This window comes from Luteolibacter arcticus (assembly GCF_025950235.1).
Lineage (GTDB): Bacteria > Verrucomicrobiota > Verrucomicrobiia > Verrucomicrobiales > Akkermansiaceae > Haloferula > Haloferula arctica.
In genome coordinates this window covers 245104-270007 of the sequence record NZ_JAPDDT010000008.1, presented here as the reverse complement: position 1 = coordinate 270007, position 24904 = coordinate 245104, and the positions used below count along the sequence as shown (strand labels likewise).

The 24904-nt window shown below is 64.0% G+C and carries 15 protein-coding genes; 3 read left to right on the top strand and 12 right to left on the bottom strand.

Features of this window, described 5'->3' with window-relative positions:
- The first annotated feature begins 7 nt into the window (after nucleotides 1-7).
- Both OKA05_RS18420 and OKA05_RS18415 read left to right on the top strand, forming a co-directional pair.
- Nucleotides 8-5401: a hypothetical protein gene (locus OKA05_RS18420; protein ID WP_264488651.1), complete on the top strand. Its 5394-nt coding sequence runs from the start codon at nucleotides 8-10 to the stop codon at nucleotides 5399-5401.
- A complete protein-coding gene (locus OKA05_RS18415; protein ID WP_264488650.1) occupies nucleotides 5398-7470 on the top strand; it encodes a CHASE2 domain-containing protein in 2073 nt (690 codons plus the stop codon). The genes OKA05_RS18420 and OKA05_RS18415 overlap by 4 nt, the downstream gene beginning before the upstream one ends.
- 6 nt (nucleotides 7471-7476) lie before the next feature.
- Here OKA05_RS18415 and OKA05_RS18410 read toward each other — a convergent pair whose 3' ends face one another.
- Nucleotides 7477-8403, bottom strand: coding sequence for an MBL fold metallo-hydrolase (locus OKA05_RS18410; RefSeq protein ID WP_264488649.1), 927 nt, complete (start codon nucleotides 8401-8403; stop codon nucleotides 7477-7479).
- A gap of 30 nt (nucleotides 8404-8433) precedes the next feature.
- The gene (gene pyrF, locus OKA05_RS18405; protein ID WP_264488648.1) at nucleotides 8434-9213 is read right to left on the bottom strand and encodes an orotidine-5'-phosphate decarboxylase; all 780 of its coding nucleotides are present in this window, start codon (nucleotides 9211-9213) and stop codon (nucleotides 8434-8436) included.
- A 108-nt stretch (nucleotides 9214-9321) separates the two neighbouring features.
- Here pyrF and OKA05_RS18400 point away from each other — a divergent pair, with 108 nt between their 5' ends.
- A complete protein-coding gene (locus OKA05_RS18400) occupies nucleotides 9322-9738 on the top strand; it encodes a hypothetical protein (RefSeq protein ID WP_264488647.1) in 417 nt (138 codons plus the stop codon).
- 8 nt (nucleotides 9739-9746) lie between these two features.
- Here the strand turns inward: OKA05_RS18400 and OKA05_RS18395 are convergent, their stop codons facing one another.
- From OKA05_RS18395 to OKA05_RS18350, 10 genes are all read right to left on the bottom strand, one after another.
- Nucleotides 9747-10232: a DoxX family protein gene (locus tag OKA05_RS18395; RefSeq protein WP_264488646.1), complete on the bottom strand. Its 486-nt coding sequence runs from the start codon at nucleotides 10230-10232 to the stop codon at nucleotides 9747-9749.
- Between the two features lie 83 nt (nucleotides 10233-10315).
- Nucleotides 10316-11602 carry a C39 family peptidase gene (locus OKA05_RS18390; protein ID WP_264488645.1) on the bottom strand — a complete coding sequence of 429 codons (1287 nt, stop codon included), beginning with the start codon at nucleotides 11600-11602 and terminating at the stop codon, nucleotides 10316-10318.
- Between the two features lie 559 nt (nucleotides 11603-12161).
- A complete protein-coding gene (locus OKA05_RS18385) occupies nucleotides 12162-15362 on the bottom strand; it encodes a VIT domain-containing protein (RefSeq protein WP_264488644.1) in 3201 nt (1066 codons plus the stop codon).
- Nucleotides 15359-16036 carry a hypothetical protein gene (locus OKA05_RS18380; RefSeq protein ID WP_264488643.1) on the bottom strand — a complete coding sequence of 226 codons (678 nt, stop codon included), beginning with the start codon at nucleotides 16034-16036 and terminating at the stop codon, nucleotides 15359-15361. The genes OKA05_RS18385 and OKA05_RS18380 overlap by 4 nt, the downstream gene beginning before the upstream one ends.
- A 12-nt stretch (nucleotides 16037-16048) precedes the next feature.
- On the bottom strand, nucleotides 16049-16819 hold the full coding sequence (locus tag OKA05_RS18375) for a hypothetical protein (RefSeq protein WP_264488642.1): 771 nt from the start codon (nucleotides 16817-16819) through the stop codon (nucleotides 16049-16051).
- A gap of 161 nt (nucleotides 16820-16980) precedes the next feature.
- A complete protein-coding gene (locus OKA05_RS18370; protein WP_264488641.1) occupies nucleotides 16981-19362 on the bottom strand; it encodes an immunoglobulin domain-containing protein in 2382 nt (793 codons plus the stop codon).
- 63 nt (nucleotides 19363-19425) lie between these two features.
- Nucleotides 19426-20163 carry a PEP-CTERM sorting domain-containing protein gene (locus OKA05_RS18365; protein ID WP_264488640.1) on the bottom strand — a complete coding sequence of 246 codons (738 nt, stop codon included), beginning with the start codon at nucleotides 20161-20163 and terminating at the stop codon, nucleotides 19426-19428.
- A gap of 19 nt (nucleotides 20164-20182) precedes the next feature.
- Nucleotides 20183-22609, bottom strand: a complete 2427-nt coding sequence (locus OKA05_RS18360; RefSeq protein ID WP_264488639.1) for a glycoside hydrolase family 27 protein — start codon at nucleotides 22607-22609, stop codon at nucleotides 20183-20185.
- Nucleotides 22610-22700: 91 nt separating this feature from the next.
- On the bottom strand, nucleotides 22701-23378 hold the full coding sequence (locus tag OKA05_RS18355; protein ID WP_264488638.1) for a response regulator transcription factor: 678 nt from the start codon (nucleotides 23376-23378) through the stop codon (nucleotides 22701-22703).
- 7 nt (nucleotides 23379-23385) lie between these two features.
- On the bottom strand, nucleotides 23386-24750 hold the full coding sequence (locus OKA05_RS18350) for an ATP-binding protein (protein WP_264488637.1): 1365 nt from the start codon (nucleotides 24748-24750) through the stop codon (nucleotides 23386-23388).
- Between the last annotated feature and the right edge of the window lie 154 nt (nucleotides 24751-24904).

The following is a 24904-nucleotide window of genomic DNA, read 5'->3' as shown; positions in this document are numbered from 1 at the left end:
CAAGATCATGAAAATCTTCCCGCTTCTCCGAGAAGGCCTGCTCTGGATGCTCCTCGCTCTCGCTACGCCGGTGGCCAGCGCGCAGGTCATCACCAACGCGGGCATCGACGCGACCGTCGCCGACTACGATGACGATGGCTCGGTCACGCTCAAGCTCGACGGCAGCGGTAGCCACGCGTCTCTCGGAGACCCCGCCGCCGTGACCTACGACTGGACCTGGACAGGCGGCAACGCGAGCGCAGGCGGCAACGCGAGCGGCCGCATCACGGAAGGCGTCTTCCCTGTCACGAATTCGCCTGTCACCGTCACGCTTGTCGTCACCGACCAATTTGGGAACAACGCCAGCGACACCCTCCAGGTCACCGCCTATTCCAAGCAAGCCGGACTCTTCACCGAGTTCGTGAAGCCTTCCTACTCTGGCGTCGATCCTTCCACCATCGGGTCGCGGGTCGTAGGCACCTTGAAAGGGAACACCTTCGTCATCGATCCCATCGGCGAAGGTGTGCCCGAGATCTACCGCCTCCAGGCAGGCGTGTGGACTCCGTCGCCCTTCATCGCAAACGTGCATGACATCCGCGCTGTCGAAGAAAACACGTTGGTCAGCGGCCGCTTCTACAATGGGACGAATTTCACCGTCCACCGCTTCGTCTCCGGCTCATGGGTCGCCACGCCGCTCGGTCTCTCCGCGACGCCCCCCATCGTGTCGCGCTTCGACTACGCCTTCGATCCCGAAACGGTGGTCTTCGCCGATCTGTTCAATACCTTTCACGCTTCCGGCGGAGGCCGCGTCTTCGCCTACGACTGGACCGGCAACACCTGGACCCACTCCGAGCTTCTCCCTCCCTCGCCAGGCCCCAATCCCATCACGCCCGGCACGGCATGGGGAGCAGCCATCGACATCGATGACGACTTGATGGTGGTGGTGCACCGGGGACCTCCCGCGCCTTCCGCGAATCTGCATCTATTCAAAAAGATCGCCGGAAACTGGGTCCACCAGATCGCCCTCGCGCCGCCCATCGAGCCGGGTGGCTACGGCCAGTCCTACTTCGGCGAAGTCGTCTCCGTCGGCAATGGCGTCGTCGTCGCGCAGCGGAACTTCCCCCACACCCTTTTCGTCATCGAGTTCAATGGGACCTCATGGACCCAGACTCAGTTGCCGGCCAATGGGATGCCGTCCAATGGCTACACCGGCCTCGACATGGATGATGATGGCAAGGCCTTCGTCGCCCATGACCAGTCCGGGAATTTCGTCCTATTTGAAGACGACCCGCTCACTCCCCTCTGGACCCAGCGTGTCCTTCCGGTGGCCGACTTGACTCCCAGCGACAAGCTGCTCGCGACCGAGTTCTCCGGCGGCAAGATCGTGATCTCGGATCCGCTCGGCGGCGTGGTGCGTATCATCGATAAATCCACCCCCTTCGACACGGCGAATGCCGAGCCCGTCGCCAATGCGGGGCCCGACATCACGACCACCAGCTTCGACGGCCAACCGGTCCGGGTCTTTCTCAATGGCGGTGCCTCGATCGACATCGATGCCCACGCCCAACCTCAGGCCATCTGGTCTTGGAACGGCGGCAGCGTTCCAGGTCTGCAAGCTTTCGCCTCGATCCCTCCGGAAGTGACCAGCATCGAACTGACGGTCATCGACGAGAAGGGAGCGATCTCCCGCGATACCCTCAGCGTGGACGTCAGTCGTCCGCCGGTCGTGAACCCCGGCGCGAATGCCGTGGTCGCGGATTCGGATGGCGATGGCCTCATCCATCTTCATCTCGACCCCGCAGTGGTCTCTCAGGACAATCCCATTGTCTCATGGAACTGGCACTGGCCCGGTGGTTCCTTCAGCGGCCAATCCGGCACCATCACGCTAGGACCGGACGCCGATGGAAAACCGGTCACCCTGGAGGTGATCGACTCCAACGGCTTGTCCAGTTCAAGCCAGTTCTCCTTCGACCTTCTCAAGCCGAATCCGGTGCCCGACATCCTCGAACCGGCGGATGGCAAGGCGCTCGACAACTACGGCTGGTCGGTGGCGATCAACGATGACACCGCCTTCATCGGTGCTCCGGACAAATTGCTCGGCTCCCTGCGGCTCGGCGCGACCTACGTCGCCGGGAATATCAACAGCGTCTGGCAGCAGCTATCGCTGTCGCCTTACAGCATCCAGGGCGACGCCGTGCTGCTGGATGACGACTTCGCCTTCGTGGGCGCACGGGCTCGCACCGATGGAAGCCAGGGCACCGGACGCGTCGTCGTCTATCAGAAATCCTTCGGTCAGTGGGTCGCGGCACAAACGCTCGACCCTCCCGATGCAGACGGGTTATCGTTCGGCGCATCGATCGCACGCAGCGGGAATTTCCTGGTGATCGGCGCGCCGGAATCGACCACCTCGGGCGTCTCGGGTGCCGGTGCCGCGTACATCTTCGAGTTGCTCGGCGGCGTCTGGATCCAGAGGATGCGGTTGCCCGTTCCGACCGGACACACGCCGTCGTCCTATGAGAACTTCGGTGCCACCGTGGCCATCGACGCGACTTCCATCGCGGTGTCGTGCCCGGGCTTCGCTTCACCCAGCAAGGTATTCTTCTACGAGCGCACGGGGTCTGTGATCTGGCTCTCGTCCGGGACGGTGCAGTCCGAGGTCCCCCGGGCACCCCAAGGTCGCAGCGCCATCAGCGAGGGCGACTACTTCGGCGGGGCTCTCGCCATCGCGGGCAACGAACTGCTGATCGGCTCGCCCCAGGACGACAAGGTCTTCCGCTATGCCAGGAACGCCGGCACATGGACCGCGAATGGCAGCATCTATCCCGGCTATTATCGCTTCGGCAAGAGCATCGCCCTGCACGATGGCGTGCTGGTGGTCGGCTCGGTATTGGACAACGTCGGTGCCCCCGGCATCATTCCCGGCAGCGTCTCCACCTTTCTCCTCAACGGCGGCTCCTGGCAGGAGATCGGTTATCTTACGACGAATGCGACCTTGGATCCCACCGCCGGCAGCAGTCCCGACTACGGCTACTCGGTGGCCCATGATGGCAAGGACTTGATCGTCGGCCTGCCGAAGGCGCGCAAGACCGGCAACATCCAGTCCGGCAAGGCTTACATCTACCGCAACTACGCCGCGCTCAATCCCAATGCCAATTACGAGCCCTTGGCAGATGCGGGCCCGGACCTGTTCATCACCGACACCATCGTCCGCGGCCCGGCACCGGGCTACGCGATTGTCGAGCCTCCCGGCTCGGAGGAAGTGGTGCTGGACGCCTCCGCCTCGACCGACCGGGAGAATGCCATCGTCTCCTACGAATGGACCTGGCCCGGCGGCAGCGCCACGGGCGAGAGCGCGATCGCCCGCTTCCCGGTCGGCTCCACCCCCGTGACACTCACGGTGAAGGACGGAGCCAACCTCCTCCATTCCGACACGGTGGTCGTATACATCGGCTTGCCGCAGACGCCGCCTGACAGTGTGCCAGTCACCACCGGAAATACCCTCACCGTGAACCTTCCGGTCCCCGGCGCAAAGTGGCGGCTATCTTCCGAATTCCTCTGGCACGGCGATGGCGAAAGCGTGAATGACGTGGTGCTCGACGAAGACTACCAGGTGGAAATCATCCCGTGGCCCGGTGCCGCGGATGCAGTCACCACCATCGTCACGGTGGATACTACGAATGCCGTAGCAGACCTGAGCCTCGTGTTGCCCGTGCGGCCCTTGACCACCGGCGTCGTCCGCTTCCCGGAAACCGCCCAAGGCTTCACCTGGCGTCTCACAGGCGAGTCCGCGTGGCGCAACGTGACCGACGACAACGATGGCACCGATGAGCTGATCGACTTCGTGCTCCCGGTCGGCGACTACCGCATCGAGTTCAAGCCAGTCTCGGGCTACGCCACCCCGCAGTCGCGACTGATCGGCATCCGCGAGAACCTCGGCCTCGGGCTGAACTGGAGTGATTACCTGCGTATCAACAATTTCGACGCTTCGAAAACCTTCAGCGTCGCAACCCCCGACCTCTCGGCCAATCCCTGGCAATACGTCGGCATGATCCGCACCCCGCTCGGTCGCGGCACCGGCACGGTGGTGGCAGAGCGCGTGGTCCTGACAGCAGGCCACCTGTTCTTCGATTCCACCGGCCTGCAATGGGCCGACACCCAGTGGTTCTCCCGCCAGCAGCAGGGCACCCGGCAGGCCCCGCCGGTCACACCGCGCGGCATCCTCTACCGCACCAGCTATGCGAAACTCGTCGCGCCCGACTCGGTCGAGGGCACCGTCGCGAATTTGCCCGATGACGACCAGGAGGTGGACTTCGCCGTGCTCTACTTCGGCACCGAGTCCGACTGGCTCCAGGGATCCTCGAATTTCCTGCAAAGCAGCAGCGCACGCAATTGGCTCACCGGCCCCGAAAGCAAGCGCGCTGTCGCCTACCCGCAACGCAGCCAGGCCTACGAACAGCGCGGCATGATCTTTGAGAAGAGCTTCACCACCGCGCTGAGTCCGCTCGACTCCCACGCGCTGCCGAAGCTCTACGAAACGGGCGAGGTCTTCGGCGATGGCGGGGCCAGCGGCAGCGCGCTCTTCGTCCAGCCACAGGGAGCGGCGGCATTCTACCCGGCGGCCATCCTGTTTGCCGGCCAGGGCCGCGCGGTCTATCACGTGATCGATGACGACGTCGGCCGCATGATCAAGGACGGTCAGGACGCGGCCTCGGGCAATGACGAGGTGCTCGACAACAACTCCTCGCTCGTGACCTACGGCGGACTCGGCGGCTTCACCACGCTCGCGGTCAATATCGGCACCCCCTCTGTCCTCTCGACCGCACGCTGGTCCGTCACGCCGAATTCCGGAACCGGCTATTCGAATCTCAAGCCAACCCAGCAGGTCGCCTTCAATGCTAACTGGGCCAGCTTCACGATCTCCTTCAGCGCGGTCTCCGGCTTCGTGACCCCGCCACCGCGGACCTTTCTGAAAGCCGAGGTCGCGCCCGGCGGCACCAATACCCTGCCCGTGATCTACGATCCGGTCACCGGCTACGACCTGTGGAAGCAAACCCAAGGCATTGCCAGTGACGACGACGACCGCGACCACGACGGTCGCGGGGCACTCATCGAATATGCGATCAACGGCAATCCAAACTCGGGCAGCGATCCCACGCCGATTCGCATCGCCGCGAATCCCTCGCAAAATGTGAACGCCGAGTTCGAGGTCTTCGTCAGCTCCACTGCCGATGCCGTCCGCTACACCGTGAAGGCCTCCAACACCCTCCCCCCGACCAACATCTCAACCCTTGCGACCTTCACCCAGGCGGACGGCAGCAACGGCTACAAGCGCGTCACCGATAGCCAGCCCCGCAGTTCATCTAACAAACGCTTCGCCTGGGTCGAGATCACCCACGACCGCAGCCTTTCCACCGGACCGTGACGAAGCGCCGCTGGACAAAAAGCCGCAAGCGGATCGCCGCCACCTTCGTGGTGGGACTGGCCGGCCTCGTCTGGGGATGGATGCTATGGCAGCTCAACTTGGGCCAAGGCCTGCGACTGGCGAGCTACGACCTGCCCTTCCGCTTCGGCGAGCACACGCCCCCGGACGACATCGTGCTCGTCTATCTCGACGAATCCTCTCACGCGCAACTCGGGCAGTCGCTTTCGCAACCGTGGGACCGTCGGCTTCATGCACGCCTTGTCGAGCGACTCACCGAAATGGGCGCGCGGATGATCGTCTTCGACATCCTCTTCCATGAGGAGAATCCGGAGCAGGACGCGGCTTTCGCGGCGGCCATCCGCAAGCATGGCAACGTCATCCTCGCGGGCGAGCTCGTCCGCAACGACACCGAAAGCACCGAACAACAGAGCCTCCTGCTCGCCACGCCTGAGCTTCGCCGCACGGCTGCAGGCTGGGGATTGACCGAGCTTCCCGTGGATGCGGATGGCGTGGTCCGGCAGATCCAACATCAGATCCCCACCGACTTCGGCGACAAGCCGGGCCTCGCCGAAATGGTCCGCCAGCGCGCCACCGGACAAGCCCCGCGAACCGCCGCCGGCACCGAATTGATCGCCTTCTACGGCCGGGCCGGAACCTTTCCCGGCTACTCGTATGCCGGCACCCTGGAAGGCCTCGGCATTCCCGGAAATCCCTTCCACGACAAGATCGTCATCGTCGGCGCGCGGCAGAATTCCGGACTCTCCGATGCGGGCAAGGATGTCTTCCCTACGCCCTACACGCCGCTGCCCGTCGAGGAAGGCAAGGGCAAGAAGGTCCGCCGCCTCACCGCAGGCATGGAGATCCAGGCCACGGCCATTGCAAATCTGTTAGAGAATCGCAGCATCGTCACCATGCCTCGCGACCGCGAGAGGCTCGTGGTCGTGCTGGCTCCCTTCCTGCTCGCCGGTCTGGCGTGCTTGCTGTCGCCCGGACGCGGCTTCCCGCTCTGCATCCTGTTAGGCGCTGGCATCGCGCTGGCGGGGATCCTTCTTCAGCAGAAGATCGGCTTCCATTTCCTGTGGACCATCCCCGCCTTCGGCCAGATGCCGCTGGTCGCCGCGCTGTCGCTCGGTGCCCACTACCTCATCGAGTACTCCGCCCGCTGGAAACTTCGGAGGGCCTTCAAGTCCTACATGTCCGACGAGCAGGCCCGGCAGATCGATGAAGACGAAGTGCATTTGGAACCCGGCGGCAAGGAGATCGAAGCGACGATCCTCTTCAGCGATCTCGCCGGCTTCACCTCGATGTCCGAAGGCCTGCCTCCCCAAGCCTTGGCAAAGGCACTCATCGCCTACTTCGAGTCCGCCACCGAGGGCATCCTCAACAACAACGGGACCATCATCAAATACATCGGCGACGCCGTCCTCGCGACCTGGGGCGCGCCCCTGAAAACCGACCGCAAGGCCGGCCGCGCCATCGACGCCGCGATCCAGATGCAGCTCGCCAGCGTGACCCCGGTGACCTTGGAAACCGAGAACGGCAACATCGAGCAAGTGCTGGAAACCCGCGTCGGCATCAATCACGGCATCGTTCTCGCCGGCAATCTCGGCAGCAGCCGGCGCTTCGACTACACGGTGGTCGGCGACAACGTGAACATCGCCGCACGCCTCGAAGGCATGAACAAGATGCTGGGCACCTCGATCCTCGTGACCGGGGCGGTGCTCACGAAATGCACCGAAGCCGGGCAATACCTCACCCGCCCGATGGGCCATTTCGTGATGAAGGGCAAGGTGATCGGCATCCAGGTTTTCGAAATCTTCGGTCGCAGGGACGACCCCGCCGGACCGGTCAGGACACGAAGCGCCGAATACCTCCGGCTCTATCAGGAAGGACTCAATGCCTTCGAAAGCGGCAACTTGTCTCTCGCTGCAGATCGCTTCGGAAAATCGCTCACTCTCCACGACCGGTTCCCGGAAGACCCGGCCTCGCGGCTCTTCCTGGACGCCATCACCGCCGCCGGCTCCGACCTCTCCGGCTGGCGTGGCGAGGTGATTCTCGATTCCAAATAAAGAGCCTCACCACTCGATCCCCACGCCCTCTTCGGGAATCAGGATCTTCTCGCTGATGCCCAGCCGGTCGGCCTCCATCAGCAGGCGCTCGACGGGTTCGCCGATCGGTTCGTTGCCGAGCGGGAAGGTGCCGTAGTGCATCGGGATCATCACCTTCGCGCCGATCTCGGCAAACGCGCGCACTGCCTCTTCCGGATTCAAGTGCACATCACGGCCACTCGGCGCATCATACGCACCGATCGGCATCAGCGCCACGTCGATGTTAGGCAAGCGCCGCCCGATCTCTGCGAAGCCATCGAACCACGCACTATCCCCGCAGTGGAAGACGCTCTTCCCCCCGGACTCGATCAGATACCCGCCGTAGTCGCGGTGGATGTCGTGCAGGTAGCGCGCGCCCCAGTGATGACTCGGCGTATGGACCACGTTGAGGCTGTTGTACTCGAAGTGATCCCACACTTTCACTTCGTGCACGGCGGGAAAGCCGAGTCGCCTCACCAGGTTGCCACTGCCGCGCGGGACGATGATGCCGCCGCGCGATTGCAGGACCTTGAGGCTCGGCTTGTGCAGATGGTCGAAGTGCGCATGGCTCACCGCCACTAGGTCGAGTTCCGGGATCGCCTTCAGCGGCAGGCCGGGTTCGCGCAGGCGCTTCACGAAGCCATGCCAACGCGCCCAGTTCGGATCGACCATCACCGAGTGGTCGGCGAATTGCAGCAGGAAGGAAGCGTGGCCGATCCATGTTACCCGCACGCAGCCATTCTCCGGCACGGTCAGCACGGGATCCTGCTCCAGGCCGCCGCGCTTGGAAAACATCCCGGGCACAATGCGATGCCGGAAGAACTTGTAGTTCCGCCCGGGCCAACCCTTTTGGGGCAACAGGCCGGAATAATGGGCGGTCACTTGACCACTCTTCGGGTGTTCTTTCCTCGGCATCAGTGTGACACGTTAGCCTTTGCTACGGACTCACGCGACCGCTTCTTCGTAGGCTTGGGAAATTCTCGTAGCCCATGAGATTGCGCGGTCGCGGTAGCTATTGCCATCGTCAGCATAAAGAATGCCGCGGGAGACATTGATCACGTCCGGGGCAGTCCGCGCGGCAGCGGCGAGTGCGGCAAGATCACCGCCCTGGGCACCGAGGCCGGGCACCAATAGCGGGGCGTCCGGGATCTTCGCCAGCACACCGGCCGCATTCGTCAAGCCGACCACATAGCCGACATCCGTCGGCAGGCCTTTCGCCCGCTCCCCGAGCGCCGTGACCAACTCGAAGACAGCGCGGCCGTCCGCCAGCGTCTGGCGTTGGAAATCGGCCGAGCCCGCATTCGAGGTCACCGCCAGCAGATAGATCCCCTTTCCCTCCCAGCCGAGGAAGGGCTCGATGGAATCGTAGCCGAGGAAGGGATTGAGCGTCACCGCATCCACTTTCCAGTGGCCGAAGTAACTATGGGCGTAGTATTTCTGCGTCTCGCCGATGTCGCTGCGTTTCGCATCGAGGATGACTGGCACCTCGGAGGGCATTTCGCCCAGCAGCTTTTCGAGGATCTCTATTCCCCGCAGACCCATCGCTTCGAAGTAGGCCATGTTCGGCTTGAAGGCCGCGGCGTGCTGCCAGGTTTCATCCACGACCCGCTTCAGGAAATCCGGCACCGCCTCGATTCCTCCATCACCCGGCCGGGGGTCGAGGCCCACACAGAGACGGGAGCCGGTGGCCGCAATCCTCGCCTGCAAACGTTCGCGGTAGCGCATGCCGGACTTTTAGCAGCGCAGGCCGTGGCGGCAACCCCCGACCCGCGACATCCGGCACCCGGAAACTCAGGACTCGCCAGCCGACGATCGATCCGGTAAATATATTACGTGATTCTGAAATATCTAGCTATCTTCAGTTTCTGTGCCGCCCTTCACGCGGGAGCTGCCGGTCGCGAGACTCTGCCATGGCAGGCCCTTGACGACACCGAGTTGCAGCGCTTCGCCAAGCAGCTCGGCGACCGCTTCGATCCCGAGGAAGTCTTCGGCACCCCGGCCATGTCACGGGTCGATGGGGTCCGAGTCCGCATTTACCCCAAGGGCACCCGCGATCTGCTGATCGTCGAAACCAGCCCGGGAAACAAGGAATCGCCGGAGCTGGAGCGCTTCCACGCCGTGCGGTTGCAGCGCGCCTTCGAGGTCAAGATGATCGGCATGGACGCCGGCACCATCCGCACCGTCTGGGAAATCTGCATCCGCGCCAAGCCCGCGGCGGCGAAGAGCCTGCTCCAGCGCTTGTTGAAGTGAGCGGCCGCTCAGCCCGGCAGCTTCATCTTCGTCCCGCCGAAGACATGCCCGGTCCCTCGCCGGCCCAGCCACCAGAGGATCAGGATCGCCAGCCAATATCCCCCGAACTCCACGAACTTGAACGTGTAGTTCATCGGCGAGCCATCCGGATTCCCGGTGCAGCCGCACGCGATGTTCAGGCCCTTGCTCCACGCATGCCCGACCCCGACGGCGAAGAAGGCCACCAGTCCCGCCAGCGCCAGCAGGGCCCCGCGTTTCCACAGGCCCAGGATCAGGCAAAGGCCCACCACCATTTCCACCCACGGGATGGTGTAGGCGACCACGGCGTCCCATGGAGAATAGACGATCTTGTAGTTTCCGACCGCCCGCGTGAACTCGTTGAGACCGGTCTGAAACACCTTCGCCCACCCGCTCCACGCAAAAAAGCCCCCGAGAGCCAGCCTCAGGGCTAGCTCCAGCCAGGGAGCAATTTCGTTGGTTTTCCGGGATGCCACGGTTGGGCCTTTAGCTTATATTGACCTTCAAGCCAAGCTCGAAAGCATGCAATCTGCCCATGCGGTCCGCCTCCCGGGTTTCCTCAGGGCTTGAAAACGAAGCACAGGTCCGTCGTCGCCGCCAACTCCTCCACCCGCATCCGCCGCGGTTTGTCCCGCCCGGTCCAGCTCTCGAGGAACAGCACTTCCTTCCGCTCCGCGTTGTAGCCGACCACCACCGAGGCGTGCAGTGGCGCGGTCTCGCCCGGCCATGAAGCACGCTCGGCGGCAGCCGCCGGATCCGGCAATGTCGCCGCGGGATCGCGTGAAAGCTGCCGCATGAAGCGGGTGTGAAGCTGGTTCCGGTCGTGGGAAAAGCGCCGCCACACGATCACCGGGAAGCCTTGCGAAATCGCCCGCGACGCCGCGGAGGCATCGAATTTCGTCGTGCGATCCAGCCCCAGCCCGGCCTCCGAGGCCACCGCGTGATACACCTTCACCATATTCGCCCCATCGGCGCGACCGGTATTCTGGAAGCCGGCGGCCACCGCCAGCCAGTCCTCATCGAGGTGCAGGCCGAAGTGGCGGGCCGCCATCGCCAAGCTATTGAGCCCGCAGTAGGGCCGGTAGCCCTGCGGAATCGGCTGCAAATCCGGCAGGCGCACGGTGCCGTCGTCATCGCGCGCCACCGTGGCAGCGAGCTTGGCCAGTTGCTCCCGCTCCGGCAGCGCCGCTACCGCCGGGTCGAGCCACTGGTCGGCATCGGTCGCCGCGATGCTCACCCGCAGCAGCCGGTTGTTCGCCGCCAGCAGGCGGACGTGCTTGCCATTCTTCTGCCACTCCTCGACCGGCGTCTTCAACCCCCGGGTCCGGCCGATCTTCGCCTCCACCGGCTTGGCGTCCCCACAGGCGGAGGAAATCGCCATTCGCAGGTCCGTATGCGCGTCGGTGTAAATCTTCGTGAATTCGGTCTGCTTCGCCGCCAGCCGGATTTCGACCTCCTTGCGAGTCTCGCGCTTGCTCAGGCCCTCCGGCAGTTCCTCGTCGAAGTAGCCGAAGAACGAACCCGCATCGACGAACGTCGCCTCCAGCGATTCCAGCTTCCCCCCGCGCGTCACCGACCGCAGCAGGATCACCTCGTGCCCGAAAAGTTTCGGCCGCGCCCGCAGATGCGAAATCGTCGCGGTGGCGATCTGGCCTTCCTCATTCCACTCGCCGGGCAGCCCGGCCGCATCATCCCACACCCCGGCCGCAAATAACTGGTCGGTGAGATCCTGACCATTCAGCGGACTCTCCGCCGCGAACACCGGCCCGAGGATCGAATTCGGCAAGGCGACCGCGCTCTCCAAAAGCACACCCGTCAGCAACAGCGACGCAAGCACCCGCTTCATCCCGCTATGGATAACCGCATCCCGCCACATTCCAAGCCGCGAAACGTGCAGAGCGAGACGGGCCTCCACCTTGGGATCCAGAAATGGCAGGCGGATGGAAGATGGTAGGTCGTAGTCGGGAGCGGCCTCCCGGGAGCGCCGGTCTTCAGACCGGCTCGAATGGTCCTTCGCTGCCAATCCTAAACCAGACGCTTCCCCGGGACACACGGCGGCCCGCCCCAGTAGTCGGAGACCCGGACTGCGTGCGGCCCTGCTGCCGCCCGAAGCCAGCAGCCCTGCAGCGGGGAAGCCCCCGTGTGCATCCGCCATCACCAAAAAAGTCTGGGTGGAGAACCACGAACCAACCGAAACAGACGAAATTGGATTCAGGCAAGCTCACCTGCCTTCCAGCGCCAACGGCGCGCCATCCCTCAGCCCGGGGCAAGCGCAGCGTCGCCCCGGGTCCATCCGCCCAACACCCGGCGCCCTGAAGGGGCGCGATACCCTGACCGCCGCCAAAACCCGAAATCCCCCAATCCGTGTTAGTTGCCGCATTCAAAACGAAGCATCCCACGACCACCTACCTCCCCGCCGCCCGGAACTTAAACTCCAGTTCCGCCACCTCATCCCTTTCACCACCCTCGATCCAGCACGTCGAACGCACCGTCTTCTGCTCCTCCCTCCCCCAGTCGGTGTGCAGTGCGACCCGGAACGTGGCATCGCTCTTCGAATAAATTTTCACCCGATACACTCCCGGCACGCCGCGACGGATCACGAACTCGGCCACCCCGGGTGCCGCCACCAGACGCCCGCCGATCGGACTCGCTCCCCACGTGATCAGCCGCATCCCGGTCGGATCAACCACCTCGATCTCAGGCTCCACCCCAGCGAACTGCGACTGCACCGTGATCCTCAGGTCACAAGGCAGATTCCCCGCCATCTTCGGGAAAGCATGTGGATCGAGCCGATTCACCTCCGTCAGGGCAATCACCGCGCCCTGCATCGATTCGCTCGCTTTCACCGCCACACCGAGCAAGTCCGCCACCTCGCGGGGAGTGTCCTCCGTTTCCGCAAGGGCAAACTCCACCGGCAATCCACCCTCCTCCGCCGGCAGATCGCGCAGCACCTGCGCCGCCACCGCGGGCTTCCCGAATTCCATCAACCAGAACGCCGCCGCCCGCCCATTCCCGCGCTCGGACAGCGTCGAAATCACCCGCGTCGCCAGCAAATCGTGACCCGCCGCGAACAAACGTCGCGAAGCCTCGATATAAAAGCGGTCCGGCCGTAGCTTGCCGTCCTTCACCGCGAGATACGCGCGAAGCGGCTCCTCGCCCGCCTTCAATCGCGCCTCGAACGCAGCCAGATCCGGCACCTCCGCCTCCGAAGGATCGACCAACCGGATGGTCCCTGCCGTCGCGCGGCGCTCCTGACCATCGCCGATCGCCCCATCCGAAGAACCACCCGCCGCCGGTTCTTCCGTCACCCACACATCCTCATCGCTCACCACCGGCCCCTCGTCCGCGGGATTGGACTCCGGAGCCTCGGCGAAGGGATCCATGCTGCTGGAATCATACGGCTCGCTCTCCACCACCACCATGTCGCCGGGTCTCAGCTCGATGTCCTCGAAGCGCTTGCTCATTGCATTGAAGACCGTCTTGCCGCCGCTCCGATAGAGTGCCACGCGTTCCAGCACGCCATCCCACAGCGGACCACCCGCCTTCGCCACCGACTCCTTCAGGGTCAGCTTGCCCTTCACCCGCACCTGCCCCGGCCGCGCCACCAACCCGCGCACGGACACCACGAGCGGCTTGCCCGCTGGCGGCGGATCGACCGGTGTCTTCGCAAGCCCCGGCCCTTCCGCCATCAAGGCCTCGATCTGTCCAAGCCACGCCTGGTAAGCCGCCTCATCAGGCAAAGCATCCCATCTCTCGATCAAGGCCAGCGCCCGATCATGCCAACCGGTCACCGCAGCAAAAGCCTTCGCATCCAAGTCTCCCGGCTGAAACACCTTCTCGACCGAACTCTTCCACACGCCGATCTGGCGCAGCCGCGGCAGCAGCACGTACTCAAGTCCCGGATAAGCTGTGCCATGCCACGCCAGCCGGCCCTTCCACGCTGCGGCCAGATCATTTCCACGCCGCTGACGTCGGAAGGCGAGTTCCTCATCATAGCGCTTCCTCAAGTCCGGCTCCGGCGGCGGGATCTCATAGGTCAGGTGATCTTCGAAGCGCTCCAGCACGATCAACGACGTCTCGCCACTGACCAAGCCGTGCTTGCGACAGTGCTCGACGATCGTCCCGCGATCGGCATGCCGTTCCAGTTCGGTCAGCTTGTCCTGCGCCCACAGCCGCCGGATAAGCCCCTCATCCGGCATCGTCGCAGGCAATGCCACCTGACGCCGCACGCGCGACTCAGTGCCCACGCCATAGGAGATTTCGAGACTGCCCTTCGTCCCCGTCGTCAGACGACCGCTCACCCGCACCGGCATGCCCGGCGAGATCACGGCGTGCTCCACCTGGAAATCCTCCACGCCATCGCCCGACACGCCGGTCACGCGAAACGGCATCACCTGCAAGCGCCGGAGCGCCACCGCCGGATCTTCCCGGTCCACATTCACCAGCGCCCCGCCAGTCGAGCGAGCCCGCTCTTCCAGCACGGCGGACGTTTCGCCCGCGCCGCGATGCAGCACGAACAGCGGACACTGGATCACCCCCGTCGTCGCGCCACCCCAAGTCGCCGCCCCATCGCCACAGTAAATCACCAGCTCCGAGTCCCCGCGCTCAAGCCCTGCCACCGAAGTCGCGCCGTCGTAATCCACCGCTTCCAGCACCTTCCGGATCGCGCTCCAGTCGCCGCCGCGCACCTCATGCACACCCGCGTCCTCGATCGCGTCCCGCAGCAGCTTCACCGCGACTTTCACCTCTCTCTGCCCGCGGAACCACTCGTCTAACAAGCGGAACGTCGCCGCCGGATCCAGCCGCGCGCCCGACTCCGAGGCATCCCAGTAAATCGTCACCAGCCGCGCCGGTGGCCGCTTCTCTTCCGGCAAGTCGGGAAAGACATCGTTGAGCAGGAAAGCTGGCTCCTTTTCTCCTTCCACCACCAGCTCCGGCCCCGCGGCCAAGGGCACTCGCAATTCCAGCTCGCCCGCCAGCCGCACCGACTCCGCCTTGCAAACCCGCTTTCCTTTGCCATCCGCCACGAAGGACACCGGCACGCTGCCATTCAGCTTCAGCGAGGCACCGTCCGCGACCGTGATCTCGCCCCGAAAATCCTTTAGGAGCCCCTCGAACTTCAGCGGCACCCGGTAGCGATAGCCGTCCGCTTCCCGCGGCAAGCTCTCCACATAGCCGATGCGCAACCGCTTCGTCCCCTCCGCCGGCACCGGGAACACGCGCGTCCGATACACATTGCCCGCCTGCCTCTCGACGATCCCCGGATCAATCATCTGCCGCTTGATGGTTTCATACGCGCGGCTCGCCCGCTCCTTCTCCACCGCTACCGCCTCTCGCAGCGCGCCATTCACCTCCAGCGCATAGCTCGACACCGTCGCGCCCTCCGGCAGCGGCAGCGTGAACTCCCCCTCGACCATCCGCTTCGTGTCGTTGCGGAAAACCAGCTCCATCTCCGTGCGTGCCACCCCGCCCACCACGCGGATATCCACCTCCGCCTTCTCGATCTCCAGGATCGTCTGCGTCCCCGCCACCGTCATCCGCGGCCCTTGCGCATGCAGCACCAGCGCCGCCCCGAGCCACAGCAAGACACCAAGGAGCCGTTTCATGGCTTTGACACGGGCAACACATCGGCCTTCACAAAAACCAACTGCCTGGTCGCCGCCGCCGGCACCGCCGCTGGCTTCGGCGTGAAGACATTGAACAGCTCGAAGGTCCCGGGGACCAACGTGATGGCGCTGGTCAACCGTCGCGTGTCAAAGATCGGCATCTTTACTGAGGCATCACCCCACTCATCCCGGAACTCCATCCACGTCGCGAGCGATTCGAGGTCCACCATTTCGAACGCAAGCCGTAGGTCAATGAAGCCCCCGTCTTCGCTGACCATCGGCTCGATCTCCAGTAGGGTTCCCGCGTGCCTAGTCTCGAATGAGAAATCCGACGGCCGAAGGATGGGAGGAAACTCTTGCTTGGCGTCCAGCGGGAGTTGGGCCCCCCCGAGATCGGGGGGCTCCCACTCCGTCGGATAGATCACTTCCGCGATCGACTCGGTGAGGGCTTTCTCCCCGCTCCTGGCGATCAGCACATTGGTATCCACAATCTCCGCGCCACCGGCGAGCGCGAGCTTCACCGCCCGCTCATGGAGTTCGGAACCGGGTAGCTTTTCGCCGGCCGTCCACTTCGTCAGCTCCGGGTGTGGCACCTCGATCACCCGCAAGGTCACGCGGACCTGCTGGGCCATGGCGCTTGCCGCGAGAAGCATCAGGAAGACAGCCGCTTTCATCCCGGTGAAAAGTTAGCGACCTACGCTCAGCACGTCACAGCGGACGAAAACCATCAGCTTCCGCTTGAAGTCGGGAAAGCCGTTCTCACCTTTCGGCGACAACGCCGCCACCAGCAGCGGCTGACCGTCCAACAGGGTCACTGCAGTGGAGAGACGAGCGGTATACATGCTCGGCATCCGGACGGAGGCATCACCCCTTTTGTCCTTCCACTCGGCCCAAGTCTCGTTGCCAACATGATAGACGATCTGGGGCTCCAGCCGCAGGTCAATGATCTTGCCGTTCTCCGAAAGCGTCGGCGCGATCTCGAGGGAGGATCCGAGATTGCGGGTCTCGAAGGAAGTCGGAGTAGGACCTACCGCACTGTCCCGCGAGATGCCTTCCAGCTTCCCCCCGTTCGCGGTCGTGTGGATTTCTTTCGAAATCTCGGCCGGCTCGTATTCGGTCGGATAAATGTATTCCTTGAGCGACTCCGCCAACGACTTCTCCCCGCTCCGGCCGGTGCACAGCATCGTCTCCACCACCGTCGCCTTGCCTTCCTCCGCCAGCTTCGCGAGGTCCTGGCGCAGCCCGCTATCGTCGGCACCCTCCCGCGGCTTGAGCAAGAGCTTCGTCAGCGTCTCATGTGACACCTCGATGAATTCCGCCTGCACCCGCACCAATCGCGGCAGCTCCACCTTCTCGCCCAGCGGATCAAACTCCGGTGTCGCCTCCTGAGCAGACGCACCGGCACTCAAAATCATCCACGCACCGGCGATGATGCTACGAAAGAAGGGGGAGCGCATGGTCGCGATCTGACGGGATTCGCCGCCGCAGGGTCAAGCGCCAAGGTTCATTTGAATAACTGGGAAAGACCCACGTCAAAGACAGTTTCGGCCGCGCCCGCCCGGGAAACCCATGAACCCGGGCAAGCGCGGCCGCTTTCTCTAACTCCGCAGGAGTCCTGTTACTGGTCTTGGCTGACGCGTAGCTGGGTGAAGAGCTTCGCCGGAGCCGTCCCGGTGATGGTGGCGGTCACCGTCGTGATGCCTGCCGACGGCGTGTTCGCACTGGCGACGAAGGTGACCGTGGTTCCCCCATTGGCTTCACCGCTGTCATGCCACGTCCCGAGATCGCTGCTCCAGCGGTAGGCACCGCTTACATCACTGGCAGGCGCGCCACTTTGCGGATGCTGGAAGGTCACGGTGCTGCCGCTCTTCGCGACTTGCGTGATACCGGCATTCGTGGCGGACGGATCGGTGCCAAAGTAGTTCTCCACGCCATTCGCCAGACCATCGTGATCGGCATCCTGGTCGAATCCATCGAACTCACCCACCCCCGGGTAACCCGCGATCCACGCGGCGAAGTTCGCAGGAGGATTGGTGTTGAGTGTCACGCTATCGAAGCTGCTGCCCCAACGCACTTCGTCCCAAGCCACCGAATTGCTCGCGTAGTCGGAGAAGGCCAGCGAGTCGAAGGCGATGTCGAGGTCGCTCAACGTGCTGCCACCGACCGGCTCACCCGATCCAAGCGCAGGATCGATCCACACCGTCAGACTATCGCCGCCACCCGCATCGCTCAGGTCGAACTTCACCACGAACAGGTGCACGTTTCCATCGACCGGCAGGTTCAGGTTGCCGACCTGCGAGTCGTTGTAACGGAAGCCGAAATTCGTGGTCGCAAAGTCCGCATCGGAAATGCCCGCCTCGAAGGTGCGCCGCGCGGCATCGCCGGAGGGATTCGCGCCGCCGGTATCCTGATAGAGCGAGAGCACCGAGTGGACATACGGCTGGGCCACGGCGTTTTCGTTGCCATTGCGGTACAGCCAGCTCAAGTAGCGGGTGCCGGTCGTGTTCCCGACGACGACTTGGGCGGGTGCGAGCTTCCGGTAAGTGCGGCCACTGTTGTCGGCACCGACGCCGGCCGCGTCCGCTGCCTTGCCCACATGATCGCCCGACGAGCCTAGGTAGAGCGGGTCCGCATAGGTCAGCGATCCCGCGATCACCCCGGGCTCGGCATCGCCGAAGTCGATCTCGGTCCACGCGCCCACGTAGCCGGTGATCGTCGGATCCTGCAGCGGCAGTTCGCCGATCGCGTATCCTGCCGCGGTATCGATCGCATCGTGACTCACCAGGCCATTCCATGGCGGAAACACGACCACCGTCGCATTGTCCGATGTGGACTTCAGGCCCGCTTCGACGCTGTCGGTGACTTCCACGAAATAGACACCGCCAACGTCGCCATCGACATTCGAGAGGGTCAGCGTCTCGGCCGTCTCGCCGCTCAGGAGCGTGCTGTTCTTGTACCACTGGTAGGTCAGCGCTTCATACCCCGTGGCCGAAACCGAAAGCTGCACCGACGAGCCCTCGACCGCGTAGGTGTCCGCCGGCTGGGTGGTGATGGAAGGCTCGGCATAGAAGACATCGAGGAAAGCCGTGTCGCTCGTGACCGAGGTGTTGGTATTGGTCGCGATGACCCGGTAGTAGCCCTCGTCGGCGAAGGTGATACCATTGAGCACGAGCGTTGCCGAGGTCTGGTCATCGATGAGTTCCCAACCGGAAGTTCCATTGGCAGAATACTCCCACTCGTAGGTCGGTGCCGGATCCGCAACCGCCGAGGCGGTGAAGGTGGCGGTCGAATTCACGGCCGCCGATTGATCCTCCGGCTGCAAGCCGAACTCCGGCACCGTGCCCAGGTCGGCGACGACCTGGAAGCCGGCGATGCCCCCCCACTCGTCGTTGTCGCGCATCTGCACCGTGACGACTTGAGAAGCGCCCGTCAGGTTGTCGAAGACGGCATAATTCGCGCCGATGGCATAGCCCCCCGCGGTGGTATCGGTGGCCTGAGTCAGGGTAGCGTTGCTGCCGCTGATACTGGCGGCGCCCAGCATCTTGAAATAGTACGTGGTTACGCCGTCGCTCACCGTGCCCTCACGGTCCGCACCGTCGGAGGAGAAATAGACGATGATCTTGTAGTCGGGATACGGGATCTGGGAGATGGTGACCGATGACGAAGTGACCGGCGGGTTCCAGCCGGCCGGACCGGCATTCAGGTAGCCGTTGAGCAGCTCCTTGTTGGAGCTGCCATCACCATCGACGCCGGGATGACTGGCTTGGATGTTCCAGTTGTTGAACGAGGCGTAGGCGAGGTCGAGCGTGGTCGCCTCGCCGTTCTTGTCGATGAGATTGGTGGTCGGATTGGTCGGCCACGAATTGTTCCAATTCGCGGCGGGGGAAACACCCGCGACGGCGCTGCCGGAAACGGTGCCGTTGCGATCGTAGTTCCAACTCACGGTCGAGGCCTGCGCCGTGAAGGTCGCGGCGAGAACGAGGGCAATCTGCTTTTTCATGGGTTCTGTCTTGGGTTCGAGGAGAGGAGCCGCACTAGGTCCGCGGTTCCGGGAAAGACCGATTCACGCACGACGGCGGCGCAGCAGGCCGAGCAGCCCCAGGCCACCAAGCAAGGCGGCCGACGGTTCGGGCACGGCGACGACTTGGAAGCCGGCAATTCCGCCCCATTCGTCGTTGTCGCGCATCTGCAGGGTGATCGTTTGCGACGCGCCGCTCAGGCTGGAGAAGATCGCATAGTTGGCACCTGCGTAGTCCGAGGTACTGGTCGAAGTCGTCTGCGTCAGCGTGGCATTCGATCCCGCGATGCTGGCCGCGCCGAGCGTACTGAAATAGAAGGTGGTCGAGCCGTTTCCGACCTGCCCCTCCCGGTTCGCGCCGTCCGACGAGAAGTAAACGATGATGTTGTAGCTCGCGTAGGGAATCTGGGAAATGGCGACCGAGGAGGAGGTCACCGGCGGATTCCAACCCGCGGGACCGGCGTTGAGGTAGCCGTTGAGGAGCTCCTTGTTGGAGCTGCCGTCACCATCGACGCCGGGGTGGCTGCCTTGGATGTTCCAGTTGTTGAACGAAGCGTAGCTGAGGTCGATGGTGGTTGATGCGCCGATATCGTCGATGAGATCGGTGGTCGGGTTGCTCGGCCACGAGTTATTCCAGTTGGCGACCGGCACCACGCCGGCCACGGCCGTGCCGGTGACCGTGCCATTGCGGTCGTAGTTCCAACTGACCGTCGCCGCCGGGGCCGTGGTGGCGATCGCGAGACTGAGGAGGATCAGGGTTCGGGTAGTGTGTGTTGGGTTCATGGGTTTGGAGAGTTTTTGCTCAAGGGCGGCTGAGCCGGTAGAAACGCGGGGAGTCCCCGATGGGCACCACGATCGAGTTTCCTTCAGGCTGGGGATCGGCCGGCTCCCAGTCCGTGAGATCGTCGCTTTCCTCTAACAGAATCGTCCCCAGTCCAGCCGGCCACGAGAGCAAGCCGGTGGTGCCGCCCGCCTGCAGGCTGATCTGAAGCTTCGCCGCCGGCAGCGGATCGACCTGGGGCACGATCTGAATCGCCGCGATGCCGCCCCACTCATCGTTGTCGCGCATTTGCACCGCCACCGTCTTGTCTCCCCCGCTCAGCCCGCTGAAGATCGCGTAGTTCGCACCCGGCCATGCCGCCGAACTGGCCTGCGTGGTGCGGGTCAACGTCGCATTCGACCCCGCGATGCTCGCCGGCCCCAGCGTAGTGAAGTAGTAGGTCGTGGTCCCGTCGGTGACCTGACCTTCGCGACCCGCTTGATCGGAGGAGAAGTAAACGATGAGGTCGTAGTAGCCGTGCGGGACCTGCGAGAGCGTCACGGATGAGCGGCTCACCGGCGGGTTCCACGCCGCAGGGCCGGCGTTCAGGTAGCCATTGAGGAGGCGCTTATTGGAAGTGCCATTGCCATCGAGCGCGGGTGAGCTGCCCTGGATGCTCCACGTGTTCTGGGAGCCGTAGGTAATGTCGAGCGAGGTCGGATTGCCCGCGCTGTCGATCAGGTTGCTGAGCGGATTGCTCGGCCATGAATTGTTCCAGTTCGCCACGGGCACCACCCCGGCGATGGCACTGCCGGTGACCGTGCCAAAGCGGTCGTAGTTCCAGCTCACCGTCAGCGGCGCGCCCGCCGGAGTCGCGGCATGGGCTCCCGAGTCCGGCGTCTCCTCTCCGGAAACGATGGCCGACACGACGTAGTAGTAGGTCGTGCCATTCACCACCGAGTTGTCGGTGAAAGTCGTGGCATCCAGGTTGTCGGCGAGCACGGTGAACGGCCCGCCTTCAGAAGTCCCGCGCTTCAGCCGGTAGGATGTCGCCGTCGCAAGATCTTCCCAACTCACGCTGACCGTGCCGTCCCCGGCAGTCGCGCCAATCATCCACGGCGTGGGCAACACTTCGCCAGAGAGCCGGTAGAGCGCCGCACCATGAGAGGGCATGAAGGGCGAGAAGGTGCCGCTGTAGGCACCGAGATCACTCTGATCCCACAATGAGCGAACTTGCGCGGCACCGCTGAAACCGAGAGTCGCAAGATTCACCGGCACGTTCGCAGCGGAGGATCCTGTGTTGAAGACCGCGAGGTACTTGTCCGTCGAGTTTTCCCTATCGGCGACCCACGCGACGAGATCGCCATTGCGGAAGAGTTGGCGGTTGTGCGTGCTGTGCTGATTCACCGCAAGGACCTCGTCATTCGTCAGCAGCGATAACGTGAACGGATCCATCTGCGTCATGTCCCCGCCGTGGATCAGCGGCGATCGCGCGATGGCCCACAGGCTCATCAGCGTGTACTGCTCGTTCGTGGTGAAGTTGGTGACGCGGCCGAGAGCGGTATTGTTGCCGCCCTGGATCTTGCCAAGCGGCAGCATATCGGCGTCCGGGAAATGCCCGGGTCCGCGATACGGCGTCCAATCGTGCAGCCGCTTGAACTGATCGTAGAGCGCACCCCAGTTGTCCCAGAAGTCATCGCTGATCCGCCATTGGTTGGCATGGTTCATCACGTGCGTGCCACGGTCCACCGGCGTCTCGCCGGGCGAGGTGCTGAGCACGATCGGCCGGCCGGTCTTGTCGATCGCCTTGCGGATCGCCTCGATCTCCTTGAGATGATAAGGCCGGCTGAGGTCATCGATCTTCACGAAGTCCACCTCCCACGAAGCGACCAGCTCCATGATCGAATCATAGTAGGCCTGCGCGCCCGGCTTGGTCATGTCCACGCCATACATGTCCGGATTCCACGCACAGGTGCTGTTAGGATCGGCGATGTCCTTCGCGGAATACACCGTGCCCTTCACCGGCAAGTCCTGCTGCCATGCCTGGCGTGGAATCCCGCGCATCATGTGGATGCCGAACTTTAGCCCCTTCGAGTGAACGTAGTCGGCCAGCGGCTTGAATCCCGCGCCACCGGCCGCGGAGGGAAAGCGATTGGTCGCCGGCGTCAGGCGACCCCACTCGTCCATCACCAGCGTGGCGTTGGCGTTGTAGTTGAAGCCCGTGGCATTCGGCTCGTACCACTGAATGTCCACCGTGATGAGATCCCAGCCGTGCGCCAAGAGATTGGCGGCCATGTAGTCGGCCTGCGCCTTGGACTTGGTCTCGTTGATCGACGTCCCGTAAAAGTCCCAGCTATTCCACCCCATCACCGGCCGCTCCGCCCACGCGTGAAAGGCGGTCTCCGCCGACAGGAGTGGCGAGAAAACGAGACAAAGGGGCAGCAACAGCCGCGGGACGGACAGGGTCACAAGGGTTCTGGGAATGATGGGTTTGCGAGCCCCGGAATCTCCGGGCACTCGTCGGACACCGTATCAGTCCCACCCTTTTCCCCCAATACCCTCAACTGCGGGTAGTCCCGCTGCCGCCGCGCCCGGTGATGTACTTCGCCACCGCCTCTGCCCGCGAGTGGACGTGCATCTTCTCGTAGATGTTCTTCAGGTAGCTGCGGATCGTCTCCACGCTCAGCGAGAGCTTGTCGGCGATTTCCTTGTTCACGAAGCCCTTCGCCAGCAGGTCCAGCACCTCCGTCTCCCGCTGGCTGAGCCGCGCCGTTTCGAGACGGACCTCACCACGCCGGCGGAAAAATCCCGCCACCCGCCGGGCGATGCCGCTCGTCATCGGCACCCCGCCATGCAGCACATCCAGCAAGGCGTGGTGCAGCTCCGCGGGCGTCGAGTGCTTCAGCAAGTAGCCGTCCGCCCCGGCCTCCAGCGCGGGAAAGACCATCTCCTCGTCATCGGATGCTGTTAGAATGAGCACGCGGCTTTCCGGGATGACCACCTTCAGCCGCACCGTGCACTCGATGCCCGACATCCCCGGCAGGAAAATGTCCATCAGCACGATGTCCGGCCGCAGCGGCGGGATCGCCTGCAGGGCCTCCTCGCCCGAAGCGCAGGCGCACACACACGAAAACCCATCGAAGCCATTGAGAAAGCTCGCCCACTGTTCGCGCACCTCGCGGCGATCTTCAACGAGGGCCACCCGGTGAACGGGCGGCGTGGGGGAACTGCGTGTCATGGCGGGGTCATTCAGCCGGGCCGCGTTTGCGGTTCCAAGGGAAAAGCCGTGCGATGCCAAAGCGCGCCGGCGCTTGGAAGGGCACGCGGAACTCGATCGCGCTGCCCTCCCCCACCCGGGTCTCCACCTTGAAGCTCCCTCCCGCCTCAGCCGCGCGCATCGCCATGTTGCGCAGGCCATTGCCCTCTCCTCCTTTCGCCGCATCGAAACCGCGGCCATTGTCGCGGATGGTCACCACCAGCTCGTTCCGCTGGCGATGAATCTCAAGCTCCACCGCAGTCGCCTGAGCGTGTCGAAGCGTGTTGTTCAGCGCCTCCTTCACCGCGAGATACAAGTTCCGCCGGATGCCCAGGTCGCACGGAAGCGGCGGCAGATCCTCCTCGATCTCGAAGCGACAACGCACCGGCGAGCCCTTGAAAAAGCTCTCCGCATACTTCGCCACGTACGAAGCGAAGTCGCGGATCGTGTCCCGCCGCGAATTGATCAGCCACACCGTCTCATTCATCCCCTGCACCAGGCCGCGCGATTGATCGCACAGACGCGCCAAGGCATCCGCCACCGGTGAATTCCCCGCGACCTCGCGACGCGACGTTTCCCCGAGCAGCACCAACTGCGTGAGACCGCCGCCCAGATCGTCGTGCAGGTCCACCGCGATCCGCTCGCGCTCGCGCCGCACCACCTTCTCCATCTGCGATTTCAGGAACAACCGGCTCCCCAGGAAAAGCCCCGTCACAATCCCCGCGATCGCCAGCGACGACAGCGAAACCTGGAACCACTTCCGCTGCCAAAGCGCGATCTCCAGCGGCTCCGAAATCGGTGCCTGATAGATCTGCGGTCGGTAGGAGTCATGAGGCGGATACAGTACCTTGGCCGCCGGCCACTGCTCCCAGGCGCGCGTCTTCTCCTGCCACCGCTTCGCATCATTCGGCGCGATCTTCCATGAATCGTCCGACGCAACCTCGATCACCCGGCCGTCGCTCAATTCGACCCGCAGGCTGAAGATCAGGCCCGCCACGTCGAAGTCGTTCAGCGCGCTCAGCGCCAGCACGTGCTCGCCGGGGGTCAGCAGCAGCTTCACATCATACTCGATCAGGACCCGCCAGTCCCCTCCCCGCCCGATCGGCTGGCCATCCAGGAAAAGCTGGTACGAATTATCCGCCGTCACCCGCAGCCGGGCGGTCGTCACCTCCGCCCCGCGCGGGATCTCGAAGGCCCGCACGAACCGGCACTCCTGCCGGTCGAAAGCCTTCCCGGCCCAGATCCACAACCCCGCGCCGACCTCCGGGTGGAGCGGGATTTCCGCGCCAGCCGACGCCAAGGCGAGCGCCAGAATCAGCCCAGCGAGTCGGAAAATGCGGCAGCGCCCCTCCATGGAACCCGCCAAATAGCCCTCCCCCCCGCAGCCCAGCAAGGCGCAACCGCGTCCCCGCGTTCACACCGCCGCCCGGCACGCTGGGTGCGCGGAGCCTCCGGCCCGCAGAGTGGTCCTTCGGGCATGCAGTCCGGTCCCGCCCGCATCGCCAGAT